The following is a 24,114-nucleotide window of genomic DNA, read 5'->3' on the forward strand; positions in this document are numbered from 1 at the left end:
CCGCGCAACGCGGTTTAGCAGGCGTATCGCTGCGCCGGCCAGCCGATGCCTACGAGAGAAATACTCCCCCCCGATCTTCAGGAATTCGCAGCAGTGCCGCGTCGCATCAGCAGAGGGTTCAAGACCCTCAGTGTTTGGGCTTTATCGTTAGCAATCAGCGGCTGCATCGGAACCGGAGGCATTGCCCCACAAGGCAAGACACTTCCCGCTAATACACTGGCCACTGACGAGGCGATCAAGAGCGCCGCGCAAGAGGCCCACTGGCCCAGTGCCCAGTGGTGGCAGGCCTACGGCGACCCGCAGCTGAACCGCTGGATCAGCCTCGCCGTGCAAGGCAGCCCGAGCCTGGCCATGGCCGCCGCCCGGGTGCGCCAGGCCAAGGCCCTGGCCGGTATCGCCGAGTCGGCCGAGTCGTTGCAGATCAAGGGCGACGCCACCCTCAAGCGCCACAACTGGCCCACCGATCAGTTCTACGGCCCCGGCGCCCTGGCCAACACCACCACCTGGGACAACAACGCCGCCCTGGGCTTGAGTTATGCCCTGGACCTCTGGGGCCGGGAAAGCAACAGCACCGAGCGCGCCGTCGACCTGGCCCACATGAGCGTGGCCGAAGCCCGCCAGGCCCAGCTGGAACTGGTGAACAACGTGGTGCGCAGCTATATCCAGCTGTCCCTGCACTTCGCCCAGCGCGATATCGTGGCCGCCACCCTGAAGCAGCAGCAACAGATTCTCGAACTGGCGCAACGACGCCTGGACGGCGGCCTCGGCACCCATTTCGAAGTCAGCCAGGCCGAGGCGCCGCTGCCGGAAACCCATCGCCAACTGGACGCCCTGGACGAAGCAATCGCCCTGACCCGCAATCAACTGGCGGCCCTGGCCGGCAAGGGCCCGGGGGAGGGCGCGCAACTGCAGCGACCGAGCCTGTCCCTGGGCGCCGCGCTGAAACTGCCCTCGGCCCTGCCCGCCGAACTCCTGGGCCAGCGCCCGGACGTGGTCGCCAGCCGCTGGCAAGTGGCGGCCCAGGCTCGCGGCATCGATGTGGCTCACGCCGGCTTCTACCCCAACGTCGACCTGGTGGGCAGCCTCGGCTTCATGGCCACCGGCGGCGGGGCCCTGGAGTTCCTCACCGGCAAGAAGCTCAACTACAACGTCGGCCCGGCCATCAGCCTGCCGATCTTCGACGGCGGGCGCCTGCGCTCGGAACTGGGTGAAGCCGCAGCCGGCTACGACCTGGCCGTGGCCAGGTACAACCAGACCCTGGTGGACGCGCTGAAAAGCATCTCCGACCAGTTGATCCGCCGCGAGTCCATGGACAAGCAGCAAGCCTTCGCCGCCGAGTCGGTGGCCGCAGCGCAGAAGACCTACGACATCGCCACCGTGGCCTTCCAGCGCGGCCTGACCGACTACCTGAACGTGCTCAACGCCCAGAGCCTGCTGTTCCACCAGCAGCAGATCCAGCAACAGGTGCAGGCCGCGCGCCTGACCGTCCAGGCGGACCTGGTGACGGCCCTGGGCGGCGGGCTGGAAGCCGGCCGTGACGTCCCCGCGGAAAATCGCACCCAGGCACCCAAGACCCCCGCGGCCCTGGCCGTGTTCGACCACTGAAGCAGGCCCTCATGACTTCCTTGCCCGCCCCTTTGCGCTGGCTGTACTCCCTGGAATGGCGCCGGGGTTTCTTCGACTGGGCGCGCAGCGACGGCGTGACCTGGGTGTACATCTTCAAGGTCCTGGCCGCCGCGTTCCTCACCCTGTGGCTGGCCATGCGCCTGGAGTTGCCGCAACCGCGCACGGCGATGATCACCGTGTTCATCGTCATGCAGCCGCAGAGCGGCCAGGTGTTCGCCAAGAGCTTCTACCGCTTTCTCGGCACCTTGACCGGCTCGGCGGTGATGGTGGCGCTGATCGCCCTGTTCGCCCAGAACACCGAGCTGTTCCTCGGCTCCCTGGCGATCTGGGTCGGCATCTGCTCGGCCGGTGCCGCGCGCTACCGCAACTTTCGCGCCTACGGTTTCGTCCTCGCCGGCTACACCGCGGCCATGGTCGGGTTGCCGGCCCTGGCTCACCCGGAAGGCGCCTTCATGGCGGCGGTGTGGCGGGTGCTGGAGATCTCCCTGGGGATTCTCTGTTCGACCCTGGTCAGCGCCGCGATCCTGCCGCAGACCGCCAGCGCCGCCATGCGCAACGCCCTGTACCAACGCTTCGGGGTGTTCGCCCTGTTCGTCACCGACGGCCTGCGCGGGCGCAGCCAGCGCGACAGCTTTGAAACCAGCAACGTGCGCTTCATCGCCGAGGCCGTGGGCCTGGAAGGGCTGCGCAGCGTCACTGTGTTTGAAGACCCGCACATGCGCCGGCGCAATGGCCGCCTGAGCCGCTTGAACAGCGAATTCATGGGCATCACCACGCGTTTCAACGCCCTGCACCAGTTGCTCGAGCGCCTGCGCAGCAGTGGCGCCGACCATGTGGTGGCAGCGATCAAGCCGGGCCTGCAGGACCTGGCGGAACTGCTGGACGGTTTCTCCGGCCGGGCCCTGACCAGCCCCGATGCGGCGCGCCTGGCCACGGCCCTGGCGGCCTACAAGGCCGAGCTGCCAGCACGGGTGCGCAGCCTGCGGGCGGCCTTCCAGGAGAGCGGTCCGAGCGACGCCGAGCAGCTGGATTTTCACACCGCCTACGAGCTGCTCTACCGCTTCGTCGACGAGATGCACAGCTACGCCCAGACCCACGCGTCCCTGGCCGACCACAGTCACGAACGCGAGCGCTGGGACGAGCCCTACACGCCGCAGACCAACTGGCTGGCCTGCGCCGCTTCGGGCATCCGCGCGGCCTTTGTGCTGGTGGTGCTGGGCAGCTACTGGGTGGCCACCGCCTGGCCCAGCGGCGCCACCATGACCCTGATCGCCGCCGCCACCATCGGCCTCTCGGCCGCGACGCCGAACCCCAAGCGCATGGCCTTCCAGATGGCCTGCGGGACCTTGATCGGTGCCCTGGTGGGCTTCGTCGAAATGTTCTTCGTGTTCCCCTGGATCGACGGCTTCCCGCTGCTGTGCCTGATGCTGGCGCCGGTGATCGTGCTCGGTTCATTCCTCGCCTCAAGGCCCAAGTACGCCGGGGTCGGCCTGGGGCTGCTGATCTTCTTCAGCACCGGTTCGGTGCCGGACAACCTGACCGTCTACAACCCCTACACCTTCATCAACGACTACATCGCCATGGTCATGGGCATGCTGGTTTGCGCCGCGGCCGGGGCGATCATCCTGCCGCCCAACAGCCGCTGGCTGTGGCGGCGCCTGGAGCAGGACCTGCGCGGCCAGGTGGTGTACGCCATCAGCGGCAAGCTCAAGGGCCTGGCCTCCAGTTTCGAAAGCCGCACCCGTGACCTGCTGCACCAGGCCTACGGCCTGGCGGTGGGCCAGCCCAAGGTGCAGAGCGAGCTGCTGCGCTGGATGTTCGTGGTGCTGGAAGTCGGCCACGCCATTATCGAGTTGCGCAAGGAGCAGGCGATCCTCCCGGTGCACCCGGCCTATGCCGAATCCCAGCCCTGGCGCCAGGCGATCCGGGTCATGGGGCGCTCCCTGGTGCGGCTGTTCCTGCAACCGAGCCAGAGCAACCTGGAGCGCGGCCTGATCGCCGTGGACCACGCCATCAGCCGGGTCCAGGCCACCGACGAGCCCTTTGCCCCGCACTTCGACACTTCGGCCCTGCGCCGGGTCAAGAGCTACCTGCACTTCATCCGTACTTCACTGCTCGACCCGCAATCGCCGCTGGCAGCCTATGCCGTGGCCAAGCCAACGGCGCCTGCACCCCAAGGACTTGACCATGCCTCGTGAAATCGCCTTCCACGGCGTTTACATGCCCACCATGACCCTGATGTTCTTCATCGCCGCGGCCCTGGCCTGGGCCCTGGACCGGTTTATTTCCGGCTATGACCTGTATCGCTTCTTCTGGCACCCGGCGCTGCTGCGCCTGAGCCTGTTCTGCTGTCTGTTCGGCGCCATGGCGCTCACTGTCTACCGTTGAGACCCCCGCAATGAAAAAGTTTTTCAGCCTGCTCGCCACCCTGCTCGTGCTGGCCCTGGCCCTGTGGATTGGCCGTACCCTGTGGGAGCACTACATGTACACCCCCTGGACCCGTGACGGCCGGGTGCGCGCGGACATCATCAACGTCGCCGCCGACGTTACCGGCGAAGTGGTGGACGTGCCGGTCAAGGACAACCAGCTGGTGCGCAAGGGCGATCTGCTGATGCAGATCGACCCCGAGCACTACCAGATCGCGGTCAAGCAGGCGCAAGCGCTGGTGGCCTCGAAGAAGGCCACCTGGGAGATGCGCAAGGTCAACGCCCGACGCCGCGCCGACATGGACAACCTGGTGATCTCCAAGGAAAACCGCGACGACGCCGGCAACATCGCCGACTCGGCCCTGGCCGATTACCAGCACGCCCAGGCGCAGCTGGAAGCGGCGGAGCTCAACCTCAAACGCACCCAGGTACGGGCGGCGGTGGACGGCTACGTCACCAACCTCAACGTGCACCGCGGCGACTACGCACGCATCGGCGAGGCGAAGATGGCGGTGGTCGACATGAACTCGTTCTGGGTCTATGGCTTCTTCGAAGAAACCAAGCTGCCCCACGTGCGCGTGGGGGATAAGGCCGACATGCAACTGATGAGCGGTGAAGTGCTCAAGGGGCATGTGGAAAGCATTTCCCGCGGCATCTACGACCGCGACAACCCGGAAAGCCGCGAACTGATCGCCGACGTCAACCCGACCTTCAACTGGGTGCGCCTGGCCCAGCGCGTGCCGGTGCGCATCCACATTGATGAAGTGCCGGAAGGTGTGCTGCTGGCGGCGGGCATCACCTGCACCGTCATCGTCAACCCCGAGCCCCTGTAGGAGCTGGCTTGCCAGCGAAAGCGCCGGCAGGGGCGATGCAAGGCTCGCGGGCCTCTTCGCCGGCAAGCCGGCTCCTACGACAGTGGGGGGGCGGTTATTTGTAGCTTTTCTGCATGATCGCCAGGGACTTCTTCGCCGTGGCTTCCAGGCCGTCGTTGACGTGGTTGATCGCGGCCACCAGCTTCGGGTTCTGCAGCACGTCGACACCGGGGTAACGCTGTTGGGCCAGGCGCGAGACGATGATGTACTGGGTCAGCGCGTAATGCAGATCGAACTTGCCGCTGTCCCGGGCCTTGGCGATGGCCGCTTTGACAAAGGCCTGGCGCTGGGCCGTGGTCATGCCCTGGAACAGGTCGGGGAGATCGAAATGGATCTCGGCCGAGAAAATCGCCACCTCCTCATCTCGTGCTTCGTCGTACATCACCTGCTTGCTGGTTACGCGCTTCTTGAGGTCGGCAAAGCGCTGTTCGCCTTCGGCCAGTTGCTCAGGGCTCATCTTGCCTTTCAGGGCATCCAACTGGCTGGTGTCCTCGGTGTTGTCGATGACTTTCAGCCAGGCGTAGGCCTTCACCAGATCGCCGGACTCTTCGGCGGCGTCGGCCAGGCTCTGCTGCGGTTCCGGGTTGCCGTGCAGCGCCGAGCGTTCCAGCCAGCGCAGGGCCAGGTCCCGGTCTTTGGGGATGTCCTTGTCGCCGAACCAGTAGGTGGCGTACATGCCGTACTCGGCGCACCAATCGTTCTGCGACGCCGAGTAGGCGATGTAGTTGAACGACTCGCGGTCGCGCTCGGCCTTGGGCTTGTCCGTTTCCTGGTCGGTGGTGGTGGACAGGTAGCAGAAGGCCCGGGTGTAGTGCGGCGCGGCCATGGCGAAGCAGCCCTTGGCGTTCTTGTAGTCCTCGATCTCGTTCAGCTTGTAACCGATGCCGAACAGCAGATCGGCCTCCATGGCCGGGTTGCAGTATTCGTTGGTGCTGACCTTGGGCAAGACACTTTCCAGCGTCAGCTTGGGCAGGGTGTCATTCAGTTCGGGGATTTTCGGTGCGGTGTTTTCCGGCGTCGTGGAGGCGCAAGCCGCCAGCAAGACAGCCAAGGCCAGTGGCAGCACGTTGAACAATTTCAATGGGTATTCCCTGATCGGCGAATGAAAAAAGACGCGCATGAAATCAGGCAGGGACAGGACGGGATAGGGTGGAGCGTTAGCCATTCCGTGCTTGGGTGTCGACACCAGCGATTCCATGCTGCATGGGCCCAAGGGCTCAAGGTTGCGCATTCTACGGGGTTTGAGAGGGCGTACAACCCAAACCGCCGCACCTGTTTGGCTGCGGCAAAGGGCCCTTGGGTCTTGCGCGCGACACCTCGGCGGCGGCTGCAAAAGGCGTAGCGCCAGCCGCTGCTATGGCTTGCGCTTGGCCAGGAGGATTTTGGCCTTGGCCACGCTGTCTTCCACGCTCAGGTCATCGTCCTCCAGCACGGCCTGCAGCGCCGGGTCTTGCCACAGGTCCACGGCCGGCCCGGTGCTTTGCACCAGGCGGGAAATCAAGGCGTAGGCCACCAGTTGGCCGCGGGTGTGGAACTTCGGGTAGCGGTCCTGCATGTCTACCAACTGGGCGACGAAAGCATGCTGTTGCTCAGGCGACATGCCCGCGAACACCTCCGGGTAGTCGTAGTAGATATCCCCTGTGCCCAGGAGGATGACGTTCTGGCGCAGCGCCTGCTCCAGATCCTTTTTGGAGGGGAGCTGGCTGAGCAGCCGGGTGTAGTGCTGTTCGCCTTCAGCTGTTTGCTGAGGGCTCATCTTGCGTTTCAGCGCTTCGAGCCTTTGGGCGTCATCGAGGGTTCGGGCCCAGGCGTAGGCCAGTGGCAAATTGTCCTGTTCGCTGCTGCGCAGCATCTCTTGTTGCGAGTCCTCGTCGCCGTGCCGAGCGGCGCGTTCCAGCCAGGCCATGGCCAATGCCTTGTTCGCGGGCTGGTCCAACTTGCCAAGGTTGTAGATGTCGTACAGGCCCGCTTCCGCGCAGGATTCATTGTGCTGGGCGGCGTAAGCGATGTAGTTGAAGGCTTCGCTTTTGTCATAGTCCTTCTGCCTGGACCCGACAATCCCGCCCAGGATGCACAGGCTCATGGTGTCGCGGGGGGCGGCCATGATCAGGCAGGCGCGGGCCATTTGTATGGCCTTGCTCGCCAGCAAGGTACGGCTTGCGCCATGCAGTACCTCGTCCTCATTCATCAGTCGGATGCCGAGGCCGACCAGCCGTTCGCTGTCCATCTCCGGCGAGCAGTACGGGTTGGCTTCGACCTTGGGCAGGATCTGTTCCAGGCTCAGGTCCGGCAGGGTGGCATTGAGTTTTTCGTCCGGTGACGAGGCATTGCAGCCCAGCAGCAGAGTGAGGATGGCCAAGGGCAGCAGGCTGCGAGATATCAATGGAGAGTCCCTGAGGTTCAATCGTAAAAGGCAGGACGCCAAGAGGGCATGAGCAGGGGCGGGGTGCAGCCGTTCCGTGCTTGAAATGCCGCTTCCCTGCGATTTGAGTGCGCCCATTCTACGGGCATCGGCGCGGCATACAACGGTGTCATGCAGGTGATCGGCGACGTTGAATGCTCAGCGCTTGGCGCTCAATCGGCACTGCTTCATCAGCCTTTTCTCCTCGATCAGCGAGTGTCCTGGCCAATGACGGGGGCCCTGACAGGTCTGCGGATACGGGTTTCAAAAGTAGTAGCGGATGCCACTGATGACTGAAGAGCGAGACAGTTGTGCAAACTCGGACTGCCCATTGCCGGTATTCCACTGGGCAAAGGTGAACAGTTCGCTGTGATCGTTCATTTTGTAGTTCAGCGACAGCGCCAGATTGCCGCCCCGTGGCGAGTCGAAGGCCTGGGTGTAGCGCAGTGCCAGGTCCCAGGTGTTGAACCAGTCGTTGCGGTCGATCTGGTACATGGCGTAGCGCTGCCCCAGCAGGCCTTGCCGGGCAGTGAGCAGGGCTTGCCCCAGCACTTGGGCCGCATTGTCATCACCCAGCATCAGCGCGGCGTTGCTCTGGCCAATCGCCCGCTGATAGTCCTCGCGCTCGGACGGGCTATAGCCGTCACCGTTGTAGAGCGCTTCCAGGGTGTGGGTCCAGCCGGATTCCAAGGTGTAACCGCTGCCCAGCAGCAGGCTTTTGCGCAACCTGCGGTCGGCCATCGGCTGGTGTTCGAAGTGCCAGGCCCTGGTTTGCGCCGTGGGAGCCACAGGCAAGGGAATGTCGCGGCCTTGCCCCAGCGAACCATCCAGGTAGAGCAGCCACGCATCGGAGACGGTGAGGGTGCCATAAGCCCCCAGTCGCCTGACGCCGTTGTCGCGTTTGGAGGCCAGCAGGCTGGCCGTCGCGGCCTCTGCGGTCCAGTTGAGCTTCACCGCGCTGATGGGGGAGAAGTGCTGCGCGCTCATGTCTCGCGAGTTGCTACTGACGCTGCGCATGCCCTCGATTTGCCAGTGCTCGGCAAGCGCCAGAGTGGCTCGTGCGAAATCTTTGCCGAAGACCTCGTTGACCGGATCAGTCTTGCCGGTCTCGGGGAAAAAGGGATTGCTGGGCGAGAGCAGGACCGCGTTGCCCCACAGCAAAGTGCCGCGTCCCAACTCCAGGTTGAGCGCATTGGGCAGCGAGCAGGACAGGCGTGCTTCGTTCACATAGGCATCACCGGAGGTGTGTTGGTCGCCCGTAGCAAAACTCTCTCCCCGGGCACTGAGGAACGCCCGTGGCTTGAACTGGAAAAAACATGACGAGGTCGTGAGGCTGAAATCCGGGCGTGGCGCCAGCTCCATCTGGCGTCGTGGCAGTTGAGCGATCAGATTGTCCGGGTTGGCCAATGCGTCCTGGTTCAGCCGGTTCCAGGTGGCATAGCTGAGGACGGTCAGGTCGTTGTGCAGTGACAGGCTGTCCAGGGCGCTGGCGGACGGCGCGGCACTGCAGCAGAGCACCAGCAGCCAGAGCCGCGGTTGTAGCGGGCCGGCTCGCCATCGAGCCGCCTGCGGGTACCCCATCCTTGGGCGTGGCATGCGTTGTTTCATCCTGATTCAGGGGCGATTGAGCGAGTCGATGCTGAAGGTGTCGGCGGCGAAGGTTTGCAACTTCACATCCTGATAGTCGAGGACCGAGTAGTTGGACGGCTCGATGGCATCCCGGATGGTCATGTGCTTGATGAACAGCTGGTGCTGGCCATTGTCCAGTTCCAGGTTGCTGTAGGCGTCGAAGCTGGCGGTTTTGAACAACTTGCCCGAGACCGTGTAGAACTCGGCCTTCAGCGGTACCAGGCGGGTGCTTGAGACGTAATAGATGATGCGGTCGTAGGTGACGAAGCGATTCTTGGCCAGCAGCTCCAGTACATGGCTGTCTTCGCCGTTGACCGGTTCGCTGCGCAGCACTGAGGCGTTGTAGTCATTGGCGTAATTGGTCGAGGCAATATCGCCATTGGAGGCCATGCCGATCATCTTCTGGCGTGCCGAAATCGACACCGGCTTGCTCAGGCTGGGCTTGCCAAACCACATGTTGCGTTCCAGCTGCAGCAGCCGAGCCCCTCGGTTACGGGGCGGATAGATGGTTTGCGCCAGGCTGTTGTTGCCGCTGGCCTTGACCAGGTAGCTGTGCTTGCTCAGGGGGCCCTTGCTGTCCTCACCGGTGATGTCGATTTTCCATTCGATACCGCTCAGGCCGCCCCCTCGGGCACGGTCGCTGGCAGCGACGATCTGCTGTGGGGTAAGAGGAGATGAGTCTGCGTAAGACATCGAACTCTGAGCGCCGCTCAAGCCCATGAGCAGGGCCAGGATGTATTTGAGCATGACGAAGCCTTCTTCTTGAGTGATTGACCTGTGGCGCAGTGGCCGACTAGACGAACGTGAGTGCGTCGACAATTTCATGGCGCGTGGCCTTGTACGCCGGATAGGCGGCGCACAGTACGGCGAACACAGTGACCACTAGCGCGGTCGAGACGATGCGCAGCCAGTCCAGATCGACCTGCAGCGGTACTTCTGTGGACAGGTTCGGGGGGATGTAGCCGATCTGGGCGAGATTGATCCCCAGGGCCACCACCAGGGTCAGGACCAGTCCCAGCAGGCAACCGAAGGCGGCGATCCAGAAACCTTCCAGGGCAAACAGCCGGATCACCCCATTCTGCGAAAGCCCGAGGGCCCGCAGCGTGCCGATTTCGCGGGTGCGCTCCACCACCGCCATCGACATGGTGTTGGCGACGCTCATGGCCGAGATCACCAGAACGATCGAGGCGATAAAGGAGAAGATCACGTCGAACAGGCTTTTGACCTGGGTATAGAAGTTCGACAGTTGCTTCCAGGTTCTGAACTCGACGTCGATGCCTGCGGCCCGCAGCTTGTCCTGCAATTGCTCGCCCATGGTCTCGGTCATCCCGGCATCATCGAGTACCACGACAAAGCGTTCGATGGCGTCGGTGTTGAGCAGCGCCTGGGCCAGCTTGAGGGGCAACAGGATGAACTTGTCGTTGGTACTGGCGGTGCCGGTGTTGAACACGTCGGTGACCATGGCGTCCACGGCATTGGCCTGTCCGTCGAAGGTGCTCGACAGCAGGCTGAACACCGTGTCCTGTTGCAGGTTCAACAGCTTGGCGAGGTCCGAGGACACCGCGACCCCCATTTCATTCCGGGCATCGAGTTGACCGTTGGAGTAGCCCAGAGCCGAGCCGCCCAGGGCCTGGTCGTCCTCTGGCGCGATACTTTCGCTGATGAAGATGGTCGATGCGCGGCCATTGGAGGCCAGTCCGTTCAGGCTCAGCCTGGGCGAGACATGTTTGATGTGCGGCGCAGCGCGCAGCACGTTCTCGATGCGCTGCGCCTCTTCAGGAGCGATCAGGTATGGCGTCGGATCGAGTTTGCCTTCGAGCCAGAAGCCACGTTTGGTCAGGGTCAGGTGGCCAAGGCGCTCGCCCATCACCGCCAGATCCTCCAGCCCTTTGTAGACATTGGCGACATAGCCGCTGAACAGGTTGATTGCCGCCAGGCCAAAGGCGATGGCCAGCAGCGTGACCAGGGTTCGTCGTCCGTTGCGGAAGGCGTTTTTCAGCGCGAGTATCAATGAGTGCATGACTGAACCTGCTTGATGATTCGCCCGTCGCACAAGCTCAGGCATCGGTCCATGTAGCCCAATGCCCGCTCATCGTGGGTCGAGAAAACGAAGGTCACGCCATAACCGCGATTGAGCCGTTGGAACAACTGCATCGCGGCATGTGCGTTTTCACTGTCCAGGCTGGCCGTCGGTTCATCGGCGATCACCAGGCGTGGTTGGGCGATCAAGGCTCGGGCAATGGCGACCCGTTGCCGCTGGCCGCCGCTCATTTTGTCCGGGCGCTGGTGCAGATGCCCGGCCAGGCCGACCTCTTGCAGCAAGTGGCAGGCGCGCTGGCGCTGCTGCGCGCTGATACGGCCGGCGATTCGCAAGGGCAGCAGCACATTGTCCAGGGCGTCGAGCACCGGGATCAGGTTGAAGCTCTGGAAAACGAAACCGATGGTGCGCAGGCGTTGCTGTGCATAGTGCACCGAGGTGCTTTGGGTCACGCTGTGGCCCTGCAGCTCGATCTGCCCGGATGAGGGTTTGTCCAGAAGCCCGATCAGGTTCAGCAGCGTGGTTTTGCCGCTGCCCGAGGGCCCGACGATGGCGAGCATTTCTCCGCTGGGGATGTCCAGGTTGATGTCATGCAACGCAATGACGTCGCCATAGCGCTTGCCCAGGTTGCGCAGTCGCACGAGCGGCACCTGATCCACGGGGGGCGGATTGGCGTGCGGAGCATGCCGTTGGCTGACTTCATCCATGATCCTGGTGACCTCCACTGCAAAGGTGCTGAACCGGCCCGTTGGGCAGCAGGTAGACGCGCCCCCTGCGTCCCGGGGTTTCGAAGTGCCGCAGTGCCGCGGTGATTTCGTCCAGCGTGTAGGTCGCTGCCACCTGCGCTTGCAGGACCTTCTTGGCCAGCAAATCGGTGGCTTCGCTCATCAGTCCATCCCGATGTTGATGGGACACCTGGGCCAGATGGCGGGCCAGCCAGAAGCCCTTGAGGTTGATGTCGCGGAAAATCACATCCTCGCAGGCCAGTTGGGCCGGTTGTCCTGAAAGCATGCCGTACTGGATGATGGTGCCCCCCGGCTCCAGCAGTTCTCCCAGGGGCGCAACGCCTTCACCACCCACGGCATCCAGCACCAGTCCCCCCAGGGCATAGCCCATGGTGGCCTTGGCTTCTTGCACCAATCGGTCACCGGCCAGGATTGCGGCATCGCCGCCGGCCGCGAGCACTTCGCTCACCGCTTCGGGGCGACGGACGACATTCAGCGTGCGCAGGCCGTCATGCCGGGCGACTTGCATCACCGCCCGCCCGACGCTCGACAGGGGCGCGTTCTGGATGACCCAGGCCCCCGGCTCCAATTGGCTCTGCCGGCGTAGCAGTTCGATGGCGGTGCAGGCGCTGACCTTGAGCGAGGCGGCCTGCAGCGGGTCCAGTTGCGGGGGTAACTTGTGCACCAGCGAGGCGGCAATGCGGCGCTGCTGGCACCAGTTTTCGTTGCCGAGCAGAATCACCCGGTCCCCCTCGCACAGCTGGTCGACCGAGGCGCCACAGGCCATCACCCGACCAATGGCCTCAAGACCAAGGGTCGCGGGCAACTGGGGCAATTCACCGTAGCGGCCGGACAGGCGTGCGAGATCGGCAGGGTTGAGCGCGCAGACTTCCACCTCGACCAGCACCTCCCAGGGCGAAGGTGGCCCCGGGTCCTCAACCTCGACGCAATAGGCCACGCGGGAAGGCAGACCGAATCGATCAAAACGTATCTGTTTCAAAATAACCCCTTGCTCGCGGGAGCGTTCTTGCGCAGATCGACCAGCAGCTCGACTGTACGGTCGATGTGCTCCCGGGTATGGGCGGCGCTGATAAAGAAACGCAGGCGTTCGGTGTTGCGCGGGACCACCGGAAAGATCATCGGGAAGGTGCAGATGTTCTGTTCGAACAGTTGGGCCGTGGTCCATACCGCTGTCTCGCCGTCGGGCATCATGATCGGCACGATCGCCGAATCATGACTCAAGCCCGTATCCAAACCGGCTGCCCGGGCCTGGGTCCGGAAGTAGCCGGCATTGCTGACCGCCCGCCGTGCCCGTTCCGGCTCGGCGTGCATGATGCGCAACGCTTGCAGGCCGGCGGCGGCACTGGCCGGCGTGGGCGCGGCGGTGTACAGCAACAGGCCCGGCGCGTAGTGCTTGAGGATCGCGATCAGTTCCTTGCGCCCGGCGATGTAGCCTCCCACCGTGGCGAATGCCTTGCTCATGGACGAGAAGTGGATGTCGATGTCCGCACCGTCGAGGCCGAAGTAGTCGACCACGCCGAGCCCGCGGGGGCCGATCACTCCCATCGAGTGGGCTTCATCCACCATCAGCAGGGCGTGATGGCGGCGCTTGATGTCGATCATGCGCGGGATATCCGGAATATCCCCGTCCATGCTGTAGACGCCCTCGGTCAGGATCAGCACCCGTTCGTAGTGCTGGCGGTGCTCCACCAGCAGTTGCTCCAGGGCGTCATAGTCGTTGTGGGGAAAGGTCAGGCGCCGGGCTCCGCTGAGCTTGGCCCCCATGAGCATGCTGTTGTGGATCAGCTCGTCATAGATCACCAGATCCTGGCGGCGGGCCAGATAACCCAGGGTCGCGACGTTGGCGCCATAGCCATTGACCGCCATTACCGCATCCTCGACCCCCAGTGTCTGGCTGATCAGTTGCTCGAACTCGGTGAAGATCGGGATCTCGCCCATGTTGATCCTTCCCGAGCCCGCCGAAGTGCCGAACGCGTCCACGGCCTGTTTGGCGGCGTCTTGCATCCGCGGATCGCCCAGCAAGTCCAGGTAGTTGTAGGAGGCGTAGTTGATCAGTTGCCGCCCATCCATCTCCACCACGGCGCTGGATGCCCCCAGGTGCTGGCGGAACATGTTCCATTCATAGCCCTGGGTGTTGTAGTACCACTGGGTGTTGCTGAACTCGCGCAGCTCCGGGAAGTAGGCAAAGTCGTAGTGTTCGGGGCCGACTTTGACCTTGGCCGGGGTCGCTCGTGGGCCCTGCTCCGGGCCGGTCGCGGCACCGACGCTGGCGGTTCCCTGTTTACCCAACAACTGGGCACGCAGCCGCTCGATATGCAGGTGAGTAGTCATGCTTGTCGCTCCTGTGCCTGAACCGTTGTCGAGGGCTGAGCATCGAGATCGTCGCTCAGTCCCATGTTGGCCAGGGCATCGTTGGCCATGCCGCGAATCGTCAGGTTGTTGAGGATCTCGATCACCGAGACGCTGATCCCCAGGTTGTTTTTCAGCACCACCTGAATCTCCGCCGCCATCAGTGAGTCGATACCAAACTCGAGAATCGGTCTGTCGATCGAAACCGTGTCGGCACTGGTTTCCAGTTCATCGGCGATCAACGACACGATCAGGCCTGACAGCACCGCGAAGCGTTCCGTCTCCGGCAGCGCAACGATTTCCTCCCGCAGGCGTTCACTGGCGTCGTTGCTGGCCTCGGCATCGGAGGCGATCAGCTCGATGAAACGTGGCGATTGCTGGCTGAGGGTTTCGTACCGCGCCCAATCAGCCCAACTGCTGACCAGGGAAATGCCCAGTTGGGTGATATCCCGCCGCATTGCGCGTTCCAGCCACTGCAGTGCTTCGCGCGTCTCCATGCCGCGCAGCCCCATGTAGCGCATGAACTGTTCGAGCTTTTCATCGCGGGCAATGATGCCGGTATCGGAAATCGCGCCCCAGTTGATGCTCAGTGCCGGCAAACCCAGCGCCCGGCGATGCCAGGTCAGGCCGTCAAGGAAGCTGTTGGCGCTGACATAGGCGGCTTGCTTGCTGTTGCCGATCAACCCGGCGAAGGACGAGAACAGCACGAAATGGTCGAGCTCGATTTCCTGCGTCGCCTGGTGCAGCCATAGCGCGCTCTGCGCCTTGCTCTGCATGACCTGGAGGAAATGCGCAGGATCGAGTTCGAGGATCGCCTCATCGATGATCACCGTGGCCAGGTGGAACACACCCCGCAGGGGCGCAGCGCTGTCGGCGATGGTGCCCATCAGGTCGCGCACGGCACTGGCATCGGCCAGATCGCAGGCCAGGGCCAGCACGTTCGCGCCTTGCTGGCGCAGCTCCTGGACAAAGGCCTGGCGCTCGGGAGTATCGGCGCCGCTGCGCCCGGCGAGCACGATATGTCGTGCGCCGTGATCCACCAGCCAGCGGCTGGTTTTCTGACCAAAGCCACCGAAACCGCCCGTGACCAGGTAGGAGGCATCCGGCCTGAAGGACACCGTCTCCATGACTTGGACCTTGAGGGGGCTCTCCACTTCATCAAAATCGATGAGGATCGGAACATCCACGTTGTCGAGCATTGACAGCTTTCTCGTGGCCAGGTCGGCCAGGGAAATCGTCAGGCTGGGGATGACCGGGACCTGAGCATGGCGGGTACGCTCCACGGCCGTGCGCAGGGAGGTTGCGAACAGCTGCGCCCGTTGGCTGATCAATGTCAGGTCGGCGCGCACCAGGGAGGCTGCATTGCCGGGCAGGGCAAAGGCGCGTGCAGTTTTTTCGGTGTCAATCAGCACACCGCCCCGGGCCAGCGCTTCCCAGCCGTACAGCCGATCCCAACGCGGCATCGAACCGATGATGGCGTCAAAACCCTGGCCGGCCGTGTGTTCGCATACGGCGGCGTCCAGCGCACTGCCAGTGGCGGTGATGACCGTGCTGGCGACTGCGGCATTGCTGTCGGGCACGTTGATCAGCACGGTACGCACGCCGCGGCGCTGGAGTTCGGCATCGATGGCCAGGCCCAGTGGATCTGCCTCGATCAGCGCACACAGGCCGGCCTCAAGACCGGCCTGGTCAATGAGGTGCTGGGCGATGGCGTCACGCACGGCTACCAGCAGCAATCGGTCGCTGCATTGCTCGTCGCTCAGCGAGGTCAGGTGGAAGGCTGATCGCGGACCGCGCAGGTGGCTGCTGAACGTGAAGGGGGCAAGACCGCAGACCCGTTGGCCAGGATGCAGGTCGGTAACCTCGGCTCCGGTGCGGGTAACGGTGGCGAGCAGCTCGATATAGTGCTGGCCGGAGGGTGGATGGCCTGCTGCCTGCAGGTCGTGTTTGGATACCACCACGCGTTGGACCTTGAGCTCGATGTCATCTGCGCCCAGGGGCTCGCGCGGGGTTTCGATGAGCTTCACGCTGCCAAGGCTAGTGTCGTCTTCATCGGGACGGACCAGGACCGCCCTATCCGTGCCCGCCAGAGCAACTTCCTCCACCAGGGCGTCGGCCAACCACGGCTGGACTTCAAGCCGGCTGCTGAAGCGACGACCCTGGCGAATGGCGACTTCATCCTGTGGCGCGTCGCACATCAACTCACGAAGGCAGGCGTTGATGTCCACGGCGGACGGCGTAGCCGGCAGGTCGACGCTGCTGAAGTGCACGCCTTCGATTTCGTTGAAGGCGACCCGGGCAAATCCGGCCAACGCGGTTTGCGCCGGTTGCACCGGTGCGTCGTTGTCCATGATCTTGAAGGCGTTGTGGGTGATCACATAGGCCCTGGGCCGCTGTTCGAGCTCAAGCCTGGCCAGGCAGCGGCTGACCTCGATCATCAACAGCAGTGCCTGGGCGCCGGTTGGGTCCTGGCTGTCCAGGCGGGCCTGGGCGCCGTGGACGAAGACCACGCCGGCCAATGGGCCCATGCGCCCCAGCGCTCGCTCGATGGCGGCCGATTCGAGGGGCACGCTGATCTCCAGGCCATCGGCCCGTTCCTGGGGGCCGGTACGCAGTCGGGCGCTGACCGAGACACTGGCGTTGTGGAAGTCCTCGACGATACGGTCGGCCAGATCGCGGGAAGCACCGTCCTCGACGACCAGCCAGTTACCCAGTCGCTTGGGTTCGGGTGGGGTCCCGGCATCCGCCCATTCATAGCGGGCCATTTGCAGTTTGACCGGGTCACCGAACTTGTCGGTGCGCCCTGGCGCGTTGGGCACAGCAGTGACGCGCATCCCCCTGATCTGGGCAACGACCACGCCATGTTCATCGGTGATGGTCAGATCGGACTCAACGTAGGCAGCCGTCGCACTTGTCCTTACCGCCTGGCACCAGCAACGTGTGGGCAACGCGGGGGCGAGCAGGCGCAGCTCGCGAAAACCGGTGGGTAGATAGGTGGTGTCGCTGTCTTCCAGCAGGCCGACCAATGACTGGAAACAGGCATCCAGAACGGTTGGATGAGCATGGTAGCCCTGGTTCGAGAGTTCGCTTGAACACTCGATGAAGGTCAGGGCCCGACCGGTCTTGGCGTCGGCGCGGATCGAGCGGATGGTCTGGAACATCGGTCCGTACTGGAGGCCGATGCGCGACAGCTCGCGATAGAACACCTTGGGCTCCCATTCGCCGCCGAACGAGGCTTGGAGCCCGGCAATGTCAAGCGATTGAGGCTCGCTTATGGCCAGTGCGTCGACCCGCCCGACGGCGTGGACCTGACCGGCGCCAATGCTGCCGCTCTCGATACTGTGGAGGGTTACCCGCCCGCTGTCGCGGGAGTAGGTGGACACGTAGTCCAGAGGATTGTTGTTGGCAATCACCAGCGGCGCGCGGATCTCCAGGTCTGAGAGGCGCAGCCCCGGGCTGTCCGGGTACAGCGCGGCCGCGGCCTCCAACAGGGTTTCGACATAGCCTGCCGCCGGCATGATCGAGACGCCCGAGACCACGTGCTCCTTCAGGTAGGCCAGAGCCTGGTGATCCAGGTCGTTGAGCCAGGTGTCGTTGGCCGGATAGTGCCGGTAGCCGAGCATGGGCACTTGGGTCGAGGCGATGCGCAGGTAATTGGAGCGCTCACTCTCAAGCCAAAGGTGTTCGCGTTGCCATGGGTAGTTAGGCAGGTCGGTGAAGCGGCCGCGGCCGTTCAGTGGTTGCCAGTCGATGTCGCAGCCACTGGCGAACACCTGGGCGACCACACGCTGCATGCGCTGTTGTTCCGGTTCTTCGCGACGCAGGGTTTCGACCAGGCGGATCTCCTTGGCCTGGACCTTGGCGCAATCGCGCAAGGCGCCTGCCAGGACCGGGTGCGGGCCGATCTCGACGAAGGTGACGTAGTCATCGTCGAGCAAGGTCTGGATCGCTGGGTAGAAATGCACCGGTTGCCGCACGTTGTGCTGCCAGTAGTCGGTGCCGTACTGGCCCTGGCTGGCATAGCGCCCGGTCACGGTCGAGACCAGCGGGATGGAGGGTTGGCAGGCACTGATGGTGCTCAGGGCGGCGGTCAGCTCATCCAGGATCGGCGCCATCAGGTAGCTGTGATAAGGCACTTCGACTGTCAGCAGGCGGTTGAAGATCTCCTGGGTTTCCAGTGTCTGGGCCAGGGCTTCAATGGCCGCGGTTTCCCCCGACAGGGTCAGCATGTTTGGCCCGTTGACCGCCGCGACTTCGATGCGCCCCTCGTAATCAGCCAGCAATGCTTGCGCCTCTTTCTGGCCGATGCCTACCGCCAGCATGCTGCCGGTGCCTGCGGTGGTCGCTTGCAACCGGCTGCGCTCATGGATGACGCGCACCGCATCGTCCAGGGATAACGCGCCACTCACGCAGGCTGCGGTGACCTCGCCAACGCTGTGGCCGACGATGGCCCCGGGCTTGACCCCGGCGGCAGACAGCATCGCCGCCAGCCCCCACTGAAGCATGAAGTTCGCCGGTTGCGCGAAGGCCGTCTGTGTAATGCGTGACTCGCCCTTGCTCTTGAGCATTTGGGCAACGATCGAGAACCCGGAGACGTTCTGGAACAGTCGGTCGGCGGTATCCACCGCGTCGCGATAGACCGGCTCGCTGCGATACAGCTCCTGGCCCATTCCCCACCACTGTGGTCCCATCCCGGTGAAGACCCAGACCGGCTGGGGTTTGCCCAGGGCCGTACGGCGACTGGTGATGACCTGATCACAATGCCCGTGCTGCCAATACTCGCTGAGCGCTTGATGCAACTGCTGCCGATCCCGGCCGATGGCCACGGCCCGATGATTGAGGGGCGCACGGTGGAATGCGGCGGAGTGCAGGATGTCGTCCAGCTCGACGTTGCTCGCCTGCAGACGCTCGCTGTAGCGGTGGGACAGCTCCTTGAGCGCACCGGGGCTGCGTGCGGAGAAGGGTAGGTACAGCGGCGCGTCTTGGCTGCGGGCCGCGGCGGTCAGCGGGGCAGGCTCAGGGTCCGGCGCGGAACGCAGCACCACGTGGGCATTGGTGCCGCCGAAACCGAACGAGTTGATGCCTACCAGAAAGGCTTCGCCCGGTTCGGCCAGTTGAATGGGCCCGGCGGCCAGTCGAATTCCCCATTCTTCGAAGGGAATGTCGGGGTTGGGCGTTTCCAGGTTGCCCAGCTCGAAGGCTTCGCGATGTTGCAGGGTCAGTACTGCCTTGATCAGACTGGCGATGCCGGCACCAGCCTCAAGGTGGCCGATGTTGCTTTTGATCGAGCCCAGGACCACCCGGTCGTCGCCGCTGCGGCCCTTGCCATAGACCGACCCGATGGAGCGTGCCTCGATCGGGTCGCCTGCCGCGGTTCCCGTCCCATGGCATTCGACGTATCGCACCTGAGCCGGATCAATGTCGAAACGCGTGCAAACGTCCTGGATCAACGCGCCCTGGGCTTCAGCGCTGGGCAGCGAGATGCCCGGGGTACGCCCGTCGGAGTTGACGCCGGCGCCCTCCACCGTGGCCAGGATCGTGTCGCCATCGAGCAACGCTTGCTCCAGGGCCTTGATGATCACCACGCCACCGCCTTCGCCGCGGCCGTAACCGTCGCCACGGGCATCGAATGACTTGCATTGTCCATCGCGAGAGAGGAAGTGCCCCTTGCACATGCCGATGGGGTACTCGGGACGCGTCATGATGTTGGCACCGCCTACCACCGCCATGTCGCACTCGCCGGACCAGATATCGTTGCAGGCGTAGCTGAAGGCGACGAGCGACGAGGAGCAGGCGGTGTCGATCGACAGGCTAGGGCCACGCAGGTTGAATGCGTGGGACAGCCGGTTGGCCAACATCGTCATCATCATCCCGCTGGGGGTATTGGCGTTCTGTCGGGTGCGGTTGGCGAAGTGGGTCATGGTGACCATTTGGTCCAGCATGAAACCGCCGACATAGACCCCGACTTTACGACCTGAATGTGCCGGCAAGTTCAGGCCGGCATTCTCGAAAGCTTCCCAGGTTAGTTCAAGCAATAAACGTTGCTGTGGATCAATGTTCTCCGCGACACTTGCTGGTAAGTCAAAGAACTCGGCATCCATTGAACGAATATCGTGTTTTAGGAAGTTTCCTTTTTCTACGTAGGCCTTACCCTTTGAAGTCTCATCGATAGAGTAATAGCGCGCCATGTCCCAACGGTCTTTAGGGACCGTTTCGGCGGTAACTCGGCGTTCTCTAAGTGCGCTTAGTAATTTTCTTAAGTCATTGATATCTCCAGGTAAATTGCAAGACATCCCTACGATTGCGATCTTTCTCATGATCCTAGTTGTCCTTAACTATTTATTTGATTTCAATATTGAAGTGGTTGGTTTTTTGCGATTTTAGTAATGTTGAACTCGCCTGCCCGTAAACCTAGCACAGGATTTTTTTTGTAATTTCTGAATTGATAGTTTGAGAAATATCTTAGTTGTATGTAAGAAATGTACTTGCTGTTTTGAAATGGTGAACTTGCAAGAAATAAACAGAGTCGAGTGTTCTATAGGATTGAGTTGTATCGATTTTTTAAGGGGCGCAGGCGCACTGGCGCGCCTGCGGTCGAGCAGGGGGCCGGAGGCGCTGAAGGGGCCAGGACGGGGGAGGGGGCATCAGCCCTCTTGCCCGTGAACGGGCGCAGGCGGTGTGGCGCTACAGATTTATCAGCATGACAGCGGGGGGCGGGCACGCTCAGCTTTCCCTGAGCGTGGTGGTTACTGTTTTTTAGAGGTTGCGAGTCAGGCCAAACCGCTTCATCAGTCCCTTCTCCAGCAAACCCTTGGGCAGCAGGTTGGCCAGCAGCGGCAAGGCGCGGCTGCCATTGCCCAGGCGCAGCAGGCGTGGCGGTTTGTCCTGTTGCACGGCCTTGAGCAAGCCGGCGGCAAACTCGCTGGCGGGGGTCGGCTTGTCCTGGGAGGCCTTGGCCCGGGAGCGGATGCCCTCGCGCAGTGGCCACCAGGGCGATTGTTCGTTGAGCAACTGTTCGGCTTCATGCCCGGCGTTCCTGGCAAAACTTGAGGCAATGGCCCCGGGCTGCACTTCCATGACCCGGATGCCGAATGGCGAGAGTTCCATGCGCAGGGCATCGCTCAAGGCATGCACCGCGGCTTTCGAGGCGCAGTAGGCGCCGGCAAACGGCGTCACCAGCACCCCGGAGACACTGCCGATATTCACCACCAGGCCGCGGCTGCGACGCAGCACCGGGAACATCGCCCGGGTCACCCCGACCACCGAGAACACGTTGGTTTCGAACTGGCGCTGCATGGCTTGCACGCCGCCATCCAGCAGCGGGCCCATGGCGCCGTAGCCGGCGTTGTTGATCAGCACATCGAGGCCGCCGTACTGCTGGTTGATCTCCTCGCTCAAGGCGCCCAGGGCAGCGCCGTCATTGACGTCCAGTTGCACGGCCTTGAAACCGGCGGCTTGCAGGGCAGTGACGTCCTCGGCCTTGCGGGCGCTGGCGAGCACGGTAAAACCGGCGCCCTTGAAGGCATCTGCCAGGGCGCGGCCGATGCCGCTGGAACAACCGGTGATCAACGCTACGGGCATGGCGCGGTCCTTGTGCTGTGAGGGGGAAGAGGAAATCAGTCGGAGAAGCTACCTTGCAAACGCTCGGCACGAAACTCCAGGGTTTGCGGACGATAGCCCGAGCGCAGCGGTGGCAGCGGCAGGCAGTCTTCCCAGCTGGCGCCGGCCTGCAACTCGCCGGGGCCGCGGTAGCGGGGGGCGCTGTACTGGTTGTCGGCGAGGTTGACCGTGTCCCCCGGCGCGTAGGCGGCGACCCGCCAGCGCAGTTCGATCAGGGGCACCTTGTTACCGTTGTTCAGCTTGACCTGCAGCGGGCGGTCGGCAGGGCAGTGTTCGGGGGCGTAGCTCAGGCGCAGATCCAGGCGCGCCAGTTGCTGGGCTTCGCGGTTGTCCAGCCAGACCACCCAGCAGGCCACCAGGGCCAGGCCGAACGCAGCGGCCAGGGACACGGGAAGGGCTTTGGCGGGGTAGCGCAGAAGCAGGATCAGCCAGGTGATGACCAGCAGAACGCCGATGAACATGAGGTGAGCCTCGGGGAAAAGGAGGGGACATCCTACCTAAGCGTAGGTGGGGTTGGCGATGGAGGATGGCTGTTGTGACGTTATCCACAGGCCAGGTTTTGATGGGGCGTTAGGGACAACAGAAGGTCTGTTAAAGCGGATTTATGCCGATAGTGGACATCATGTGGTCCACTCTGGTGCCCGCCCGAGCAGGTGGCTGGCATGCTCCGGGGTCATCTATCCATTCCTGGAACACCTTTACCGGGACTGGAAAATGCTCAGGCTCTCAGGGCTGCAAACATCGAACGAGGCGAATGCTAGCTGAAGGGGGAGGCTCCGCTTTCGACTGTGAAGAGTGCTGGTGCCAAGGACGAGACATGCCCGTGGTGGCGATCTATGAGGTGTATAATCTCCGGGCTTTGGCATCAATCATGGGGCGATGATGGACGTATCACTGCAGCAGATTTTGCAAACTGCACAGATCAGCGATCTGAAGAAGCTGGGGACGTTTCTTGAGGTCAAACGCTTTGTCGAAACTCAGCTTCATTTGAAGTTAGGGGCAAATGGCTGGAGCTCTTTATCTTTGAAATTAAAGCGTCTGAGTGCCCTCGCAGAAGAGGGGCGAGAGTGCGAACGCGTGCTTATTGATGCGTTGCCCTATCCGGCCGTGCGCAATGAAGTTTCAAAAAGAATCGGCTTCAGGATGTGCGCCAGGAATGTTGCAGAACTTAGAGGCGCTTTGTCCCTGTTGTCGAAATGCGCTGCTCGTCCTGCGTTTGATCCTTATGAGCGTTTCGAAAAGAACAAGCTTAAAAACTTTGTCAGCAGTTCAAGACTGGAAGGCATAGACATACCGGTCTTCGACGAAAAAGCCTCGTTGGAAAAAATCCTGGCCAAGCATGGAAGACCGTTGAATGGATAAATACGACGCTTCTCATGATCATTACTGCTACCCCGCCTCCTCGGCGTGCCGCCATCCTGAACATTCCTAAACTCCCTTGGCCTGGACATAAACTGCGACGCCTTCGTCGTTGCTGCGTGTCGAACCCGGACTAGCCTTTGAGCGTCGCAGCACATTCAGCGACCGGGCTTGGTAACTCGTTCTGATACAGGCGCAACAGCGCCGCATTTCACTTGTGCAATGGCAGCTGTGCGTGGGAGGGCTCGTCCCTGCCGGGTTCCTGTATCTCCGGTTTACCAACCTGCACGCAGCTGCCACCCCTCCGCTTGGTAACCCGTTTTGATGCAGCTGCAGCAGCGCCCCATTTCGCTATGGCAGGTGGGTTGTGCGCCTGCGCATTCGTGCAATGGCAGCTGTGCGTGGAAGGGCTGCGTCCCTGCCGGGTTCCTGTATCTCCGGTCGACCAATCCGCGCACGGTTGCCACCCACAACAGGGCTGCGCATCTTCTGGCGAAGATGGGTACGGCAGTGATCGATGAGGCGGGTTCTAGATGAAGGAGAGGGGACAGGCGTGCCGATCGTTCCCCCCGCGTTTGAAGGGGAACGATCACCGGGCGTTTTAGTTCAGGTACTGACTGCCACGAATCCGCCGACCCAACACGTCCAGCAGATCACAACCATCGCGCAACAGAATGGCGCTGGCGTGGGCGATCTGTGTCAGATCGGTGGCATCGGCGTGGCGGTTGTCCATGTGCACGATGCTTTCCATCAGTTGAGTCACCGCGAGGATGCGGTAGGCGGCGCTGGCATGCAGTTCGTCCAAAGGCGCGCGGGTGTCGATAAACAGGGTGGGCGTGGAGGATTCGTTGCTGGTTAGCGCGATACGGTCGGTCATGGTGTGCTCCAAAAAAACAGTGCTGGAAAACTGCGTTCCTGAGAAAACAACCGAGCCGTCAACCTCGATCACGAATGAGTCGTGACAGGCGCGAGGATAGGGAGCGAGAAGAGGGTGGTCAACCCGAGATGTGTAGCCTGAAACGACCTTGTGTATCCGCAGTTGGCTGTT

General features: G+C 62.8%; 17 protein-coding genes. 5 read left to right on the top strand and 12 right to left on the bottom strand.

Going from position 1 to position 24,114, the window contains the following annotated elements; all coding sequences use genetic code 11:
• The first annotated feature begins 93 nt into the window (after positions 1–93).
• The 4 genes from KHO49_RS06050 to KHO49_RS06065 are packed head-to-tail and all read left to right on the top strand — an operon-like array spanning position 94 to position 4,885.
• Complete coding sequence (locus tag KHO49_RS06050; RefSeq protein WP_110596051.1) at positions 94–1,605, top strand: efflux transporter outer membrane subunit; 1,512 nt, start codon at positions 94–96, stop codon at positions 1,603–1,605.
• Between the two features lie 11 nt (positions 1,606–1,616).
• Positions 1,617–3,824 carry an FUSC family protein gene (locus KHO49_RS06055; RefSeq protein ID WP_170001125.1) on the top strand — a complete coding sequence of 736 codons (2,208 nt, stop codon included), beginning with the start codon at positions 1,617–1,619 and terminating at the stop codon, positions 3,822–3,824.
• Positions 3,814–4,014 (top strand): DUF1656 domain-containing protein, encoded by a 201-nt coding sequence (locus KHO49_RS06060; protein WP_007930063.1) that lies wholly within the window; start codon positions 3,814–3,816, stop codon positions 4,012–4,014. Before KHO49_RS06055 ends, KHO49_RS06060 begins: the two co-directional genes overlap by 11 nt.
• Before the next feature lie 10 nt (positions 4,015–4,024).
• Positions 4,025–4,885: an efflux RND transporter periplasmic adaptor subunit gene (locus KHO49_RS06065; protein ID WP_102878436.1), complete on the top strand. Its 861-nt coding sequence runs from the start codon at positions 4,025–4,027 to the stop codon at positions 4,883–4,885.
• Between the two features lie 94 nt (positions 4,886–4,979).
• On the opposite strand, the gene KHO49_RS06070 is transcribed toward KHO49_RS06065, so the two are convergent.
• The 11 genes from KHO49_RS06070 to KHO49_RS06120 form a co-directional block, all read right to left on the bottom strand.
• Positions 4,980–6,005 carry an SEL1-like repeat protein gene (locus tag KHO49_RS06070; RefSeq protein WP_249735476.1) on the bottom strand — a complete coding sequence of 342 codons (1,026 nt, stop codon included), beginning with the start codon at positions 6,003–6,005 and terminating at the stop codon, positions 4,980–4,982.
• A 273-nt stretch (positions 6,006–6,278) separates the two neighbouring features.
• Entirely contained in the window at positions 6,279–7,307 is a 1,029-nt protein-coding gene (locus KHO49_RS06075; RefSeq protein WP_249735477.1) for an SEL1-like repeat protein, read from the bottom strand.
• 282 nt (positions 7,308–7,589) lie between these two features.
• A complete protein-coding gene (locus KHO49_RS06080; protein WP_213664763.1) occupies positions 7,590–8,921 on the bottom strand; it encodes a hypothetical protein in 1,332 nt (443 codons plus the stop codon).
• A gap of 18 nt (positions 8,922–8,939) precedes the next feature.
• Complete coding sequence (locus tag KHO49_RS06085; protein WP_213664764.1) at positions 8,940–9,701, bottom strand: outer membrane lipoprotein-sorting protein; 762 nt, start codon at positions 9,699–9,701, stop codon at positions 8,940–8,942.
• 46 nt (positions 9,702–9,747) lie between these two features.
• Positions 9,748–10,974: an ABC transporter permease gene (locus KHO49_RS06090; protein WP_102878439.1), complete on the bottom strand. Its 1,227-nt coding sequence runs from the start codon at positions 10,972–10,974 to the stop codon at positions 9,748–9,750.
• A complete protein-coding gene (locus KHO49_RS06095; RefSeq protein WP_102878440.1) occupies positions 10,962–11,699 on the bottom strand; it encodes an ABC transporter ATP-binding protein in 738 nt (245 codons plus the stop codon). Before KHO49_RS06095 ends, KHO49_RS06090 begins: the two co-directional genes overlap by 13 nt.
• Positions 11,692–12,717, bottom strand: a complete 1,026-nt coding sequence (locus KHO49_RS06100) for a zinc-dependent alcohol dehydrogenase family protein (RefSeq protein ID WP_213664765.1) — start codon at positions 12,715–12,717, stop codon at positions 11,692–11,694. Before KHO49_RS06100 ends, KHO49_RS06095 begins: the two co-directional genes overlap by 8 nt.
• The gene (locus tag KHO49_RS06105; RefSeq protein WP_102878442.1) at positions 12,714–14,069 is read right to left on the bottom strand and encodes an aminotransferase class I/II-fold pyridoxal phosphate-dependent enzyme; all 1,356 of its coding nucleotides are present in this window, start codon (positions 14,067–14,069) and stop codon (positions 12,714–12,716) included. The genes KHO49_RS06100 and KHO49_RS06105 overlap by 4 nt, the downstream gene beginning before the upstream one ends.
• A complete protein-coding gene (locus tag KHO49_RS06110) occupies positions 14,066–20,404 on the bottom strand; it encodes a type I polyketide synthase (RefSeq protein ID WP_213664766.1) in 6,339 nt (2,112 codons plus the stop codon). The genes KHO49_RS06105 and KHO49_RS06110 overlap by 4 nt, the downstream gene beginning before the upstream one ends.
• 439 nt (positions 20,405–20,843) lie before the next feature.
• Positions 20,844–21,668, bottom strand: a complete 825-nt coding sequence (locus KHO49_RS06115) for an SDR family oxidoreductase (protein ID WP_110652295.1) — start codon at positions 21,666–21,668, stop codon at positions 20,844–20,846.
• A gap of 35 nt (positions 21,669–21,703) precedes the next feature.
• Positions 21,704–22,168, bottom strand: coding sequence for a multidrug transporter (locus KHO49_RS06120; protein WP_102878445.1), 465 nt, complete (start codon positions 22,166–22,168; stop codon positions 21,704–21,706).
• Between the two features lie 421 nt (positions 22,169–22,589).
• Here KHO49_RS06120 and KHO49_RS06125 point away from each other — a divergent pair, with 421 nt between their 5' ends.
• Complete coding sequence (locus tag KHO49_RS06125) at positions 22,590–23,069, top strand: YhfG family protein (protein ID WP_110596506.1); 480 nt, start codon at positions 22,590–22,592, stop codon at positions 23,067–23,069.
• A gap of 598 nt (positions 23,070–23,667) precedes the next feature.
• On the opposite strand, the gene KHO49_RS06130 is transcribed toward KHO49_RS06125, so the two are convergent.
• Positions 23,668–23,943 carry a short-chain dehydrogenase gene (locus KHO49_RS06130; protein WP_110596418.1) on the bottom strand — a complete coding sequence of 92 codons (276 nt, stop codon included), beginning with the start codon at positions 23,941–23,943 and terminating at the stop codon, positions 23,668–23,670.
• Positions 23,944–24,114 lie beyond the last annotated feature (171 nt).

This window comes from Pseudomonas sp. RC4D1, from assembly GCF_018390395.1.
Lineage (GTDB): Bacteria > Pseudomonadota > Gammaproteobacteria > Pseudomonadales > Pseudomonadaceae > Aquipseudomonas > Aquipseudomonas danubii.